The sequence below is a fragment of the Psychroflexus lacisalsi genome (assembly GCF_020164495.1).
Taxonomy (GTDB): domain Bacteria; phylum Bacteroidota; class Bacteroidia; order Flavobacteriales; family Flavobacteriaceae; genus Psychroflexus; species Psychroflexus lacisalsi.
Map to the genome: position 1 here is coordinate 1 of NZ_JAIQYZ010000011.1, position 4,192 is coordinate 4,192.

At 29.3% G+C, this 4,192-nt stretch carries 8 protein-coding genes; all 8 read left to right on the plus strand.

Annotated elements, in window-relative coordinates:
• Window positions 1–220 (plus strand): GLPGLI family protein (locus tag LB449_RS13645; RefSeq protein WP_224455676.1); only part of this gene is annotated, 220 nt, incomplete at its 5' end.
• 192 nt (window positions 221–412) lie between these two features.
• Window positions 413–628: a hypothetical protein gene (locus tag LB449_RS13650; RefSeq protein ID WP_224455677.1), complete on the plus strand. Its 216-nt coding sequence runs from the start codon at window positions 413–415 to the stop codon at window positions 626–628.
• On the plus strand, window positions 628–1,368 hold the full coding sequence (locus LB449_RS13655) for a GLPGLI family protein (RefSeq protein WP_081606509.1): 741 nt from the start codon (window positions 628–630) through the stop codon (window positions 1,366–1,368). The genes LB449_RS13650 and LB449_RS13655 overlap by 1 nt, the downstream gene beginning before the upstream one ends.
• A 20-nt stretch (window positions 1,369–1,388) precedes the next feature.
• Complete coding sequence (locus tag LB449_RS13660) at window positions 1,389–1,607, plus strand: hypothetical protein (protein ID WP_224455678.1); 219 nt, start codon at window positions 1,389–1,391, stop codon at window positions 1,605–1,607.
• A gap of 56 nt (window positions 1,608–1,663) precedes the next feature.
• Complete coding sequence (locus LB449_RS13665) at window positions 1,664–2,386, plus strand: GLPGLI family protein (RefSeq protein WP_003436429.1); 723 nt, start codon at window positions 1,664–1,666, stop codon at window positions 2,384–2,386.
• A gap of 72 nt (window positions 2,387–2,458) precedes the next feature.
• Window positions 2,459–2,668, plus strand: coding sequence for a hypothetical protein (locus LB449_RS13670; protein ID WP_224455679.1), 210 nt, complete (start codon window positions 2,459–2,461; stop codon window positions 2,666–2,668).
• A 417-nt stretch (window positions 2,669–3,085) separates the two neighbouring features.
• Window positions 3,086–3,295 (plus strand): hypothetical protein, encoded by a 210-nt coding sequence (locus LB449_RS13675; protein ID WP_224455680.1) that lies wholly within the window; start codon window positions 3,086–3,088, stop codon window positions 3,293–3,295.
• Between the two features lie 9 nt (window positions 3,296–3,304).
• Entirely contained in the window at window positions 3,305–4,051 is a 747-nt protein-coding gene (locus LB449_RS13680; protein WP_224455681.1) for a GLPGLI family protein, read from the plus strand.
• Window positions 4,052–4,192 lie beyond the last annotated feature (141 nt).

Below are 4,192 nucleotides of genomic sequence, written 5' to 3' on the forward strand. Positions count from 1 at the left end.
GTTTACTCCTGAAATCAACTATCCGTTTGGGCCTATTGGCTTTAGAGGTTTACCAGGTTTAATCTTGGAACTGAATGTAAATTGGGATTATTCTTATAAATTCGAAATGTCTAAGATAGAATTTGTAGATAATTTAGAAATTAATGCGCCAGTGGAAGGTGAAACTATTAAACTTCAAGATTATGAAAAATTAAATAGAAGCGCAGTATTTCAAAAATGAAAGTGTTCTTTTAGATTTTAAAAAAGGAAGCGCCTTTCGGGATGAAAAGCGCTCCACAGATTTAAGACATGAAAATTCATATCTCGCATGCGAAGCAATGATACGGATTTTTCATGATGATGTGAACAGCTATAGGCTGGGAGTCGATTTGTAGCATTATTATTTTTAAACGACTTATTAAAAACAAATATCATGAAAAAAGTATTTTCAATTATCGCTTTAGGAGCGATGACCTTAAGTTTAAGTAGTTTTACAAATCAAGATTTATTAATATTTGAAGCTCCAACTTGTTTTGAAGGTGCAAGAGCATTAGTAATAATGACAGATGGTGAAATAAATCTTAGTAATCATAGAAGGGTATTAGCATATACTCGTGCATGTGAGGCAGGAGAACTAACCTTCAACTAATGTTTTATAAAGTAAAAACAATATTTACTTTTTGTGTGTTTTACGTGTGTTTGTGCTTTTGTGCAAATGCACAAAATACACATAAAGTAACTTATAAAATTCAGCCCATTAATATTATGGAGCCTTTGGAGGGACAGAGAAAGAGTTATCAAGATATAATGAGAAAGAGCATTGAATATGCTGAGAATTTAGAGTACATTCTTTTATTTAATCAGAAAAAATCACACTTTTCTCAAAAAAAGGTTTTACAATTTGATAATTCTTATATGAAAGATGTACACGAATCTACCGTAAAATCTTTTACAAATTTTTACGATGAAATTTTTTTACTTATTGAGGAAGACAGTTTAATATTTAAACGCAATTTTTTCAATATTAATTATCAGGTTAAAAGAGATAATTACGATTTTGATTGGGAAATTGAGAACGATACTAAAACAATTTTAAATTTAAAAGCTTATATGGCAAATGGCAAATATCATGATCTAATCACTGATAAAAGTATTGATATTGAGGCATGGTTTATTCCTTCAATTCCTATTAAAACTGGACCAGATATATTTTCAGGATTACCAGGTTTAATTGTTGAAGTTCATCTGCCAAAAGTAATAATAAAAGCTATTAAAATTGATGAGGTAACAAACGACAGTATAAAATTACCTGATCAAGAGGTACTAATGAATTATTCTGAGTATAAAAGTTTAATTATGAGATTAAATAAAAAAGTAAAAGAATTCTAGTGCTATTAAAAACAAATATCATGAAAAAGTTTTTTTCAATTATCGCTTTAGGACCGATGACCTTAAGTATTAGTGGTTTTAGTAGCGCTAAAATTAGCTCACAATCAGATCGTTGTATGAATTTGCAACATGATGCATTCGCCTTTTATTATATGAATAATGGTGGTGATATAGATGGTGCATGGACTGAAAGCATTCAAGTTTACGAGAGATGTGAAAGAATGCGAGGGAATTACTAATTAACAATCCAATGATTCCGATTTTTAAATTGGAATCATTGTTTAAATCTAGATACATGTTTAAAATTAATTTAATTTTTTTCTACTTTTTTTTGTTTATAAGTAATATTTTTTTTTCACAAAATGATAGTGGAGAAATTTTATATGGGCAAAGCCTAGAAAAAATGTACGGCGATACAACTTCAATTGAAAACTCAGATCTTAAAAAAATATTAATTGAGCGATTTAAAGAAAAGCAAAATGCTTTATCACCAGATAAAAGTTTTTACAGTTTAAAGTTTAAAGACAATAAATCTATTTTTGAAAGGTTTAATTTGATGAATAATGATGGGAGCAGTAAAATTACTAAGGAATTAGCAAAAGGAACTTATTTTATTAATGTAACTGATAAGTCTATTTATCATGAGGGAAATTTTTTGGGTAATAATCTAATTATATATCACCAAAAACCATCCTATGACGAATGGCAAATTAAGAATGAGCGAAAAATGATTCGTGGATATAATTGCATAAAAGCAGAAACTATAAGACGAAATGAAATAGGAGTAGAGTCAAAAGTTACAGCTTGGTTTTCAACCGATATCAATTTGAATTTTGGTCCAAAAAATTACTTTGGTCTACCTGGTTTAATTATAGAGTTACATGAATTTGGTAACATATATTATGTAAGAAAAATAAATTTCAAAAATGTAAAACTTGAAGAAGTTGACCCAGAAGATAAAAGAATAATTTCGTATGAAGAATATAAAAATAAAGCAAATGCTAGCATTAAATTTTAAATATTTTTTTTTCTTAAATCTGGGTTCAAATCATCCATTCAAAACTAATTTATTTGACACTTACTCATTTTTATGCCAAAACTTTTTCCTTCATTACTCATCTTTATACTATTCATAGGTGTAACATCTGCCCAATCCATCCAACTCGACGGCTTTATTACCGATAGTCTTCAAAATCCGCTAGTCAATACCAACAAGATCGCTACGCCATTACAAGAATCTAATGGGCAAATTAAATTTAGCATAAGCAGTTCCAAAGGAGAAAATAGGCTGAAGCTTTAGAGTTGAAAAAAAAAGAAATTCATTGAACATTTCAATTAAGTTCATTATAATTGCTTTTTACGAAATATTGAATAAAACGTCATAAATAGTGCGATTCGTTACGGTTTAACCGTAATTGCGTTACGGTTAAACCGTAAATATCGCTATAAATTAAAATTTTAACAATTGCAATTTTACAAAACCGTTTTTTTTTTTAAGTTCGAAGCAAATTAAATAAAATGAAAGTGTTTTTCTAGTTTGTAAAAAAAAGGAAGCGCTTTTCGGGATGAAAAGCGCTCCACAGATTTAAGACATGAAAATCCATATCTCGCATGCGAAGCAATGATACGGATTTTTCATGAAGATGTGTACAGCCTTTGAGCTGAGACTCGATTTATGACAATCGAATTTTTACAACATTTATTAAAAACAAATATCATGAAAAAAGTATTTATATTATTCGTTCTCTTCTTTTTATCAACATTTTCAGTGCCAGCTGGTAACCATGTCAAAGAAGGTTTTCGAGACACTTGCTTTTCTGTTGCTAGAGAATGGGTAATTTCTCAAGAAGGGGAAATCAATTTAGACAATGTAGGTCATCTATTAGAGCTTACTGAATATTTACAAACTACAGGAATCTGTGATTAAATTTTGAGTATGAAATTATTACATTTAAAAATATACTTGGTTTTTATCTTTTTAGGTTGCCAATTCCTTTATTCACAAGAGTCTTATCGTGTAGTTTACAAAATAACAGAGCCAAAAATGCAAGGTAACATGGAATCACTTGGAGAGGATGGTAAACAATTTTTTAAAAAAGCTTTTGAGTATGCTAAAGATTTAAAATATGTGCTAACCACAACCCAAGAAGAGTCTTTTTTTAAACTCGAAGATGTCCTCGAAAAAGGTGATGAAACTCCTCTAGAGGATATTTTGCTCAAGACGGCCAAACGATTTACTTCTTTTAAGAATAGGGTGTATATCGATATTAATAAAAATAAAATTGTTTTCGAAAAAAATTTGATTAATAAAAACTTTATAGTTCAAAGAAAACAATATATATTTAATTGGAAAATCAAAAATGCTACAAAGAAGATATTAGGATACAATGCTAAGCTAGCAACTGGAGAATATTATGACGAAGTTGTGAACAAAAACAAAGAAGTGACAGCTTGGTTTATACCTTCAATTTCAATTCCAATTGGGCCAGATATATTCATGGGATTACCTGGTTTAATTGCAGAAGTAGAGATTGAAAGTGCCGTAGTAACCATGATAGAAATAAACTCATCTAAAACTTTAGAAATTCAAAAAATAGATACTTCAGAGGCAATTTCACAGAAAGATTTTAATGAATTAATTGGTGGCTTGAATAATAAACTTAATGATATTATCGATAATTAAATAAATTTAAGCAATTTTCAATTATCGCTTTAGGAGCGATGACCTTAAGTTTAAGTAGTTTTAATACATCTGACAACTCTGAAATAAGAGATTGTGCAGCTCAAGCATGGGAAGCTGGATCAGAAGCTGAAAATATGGGTG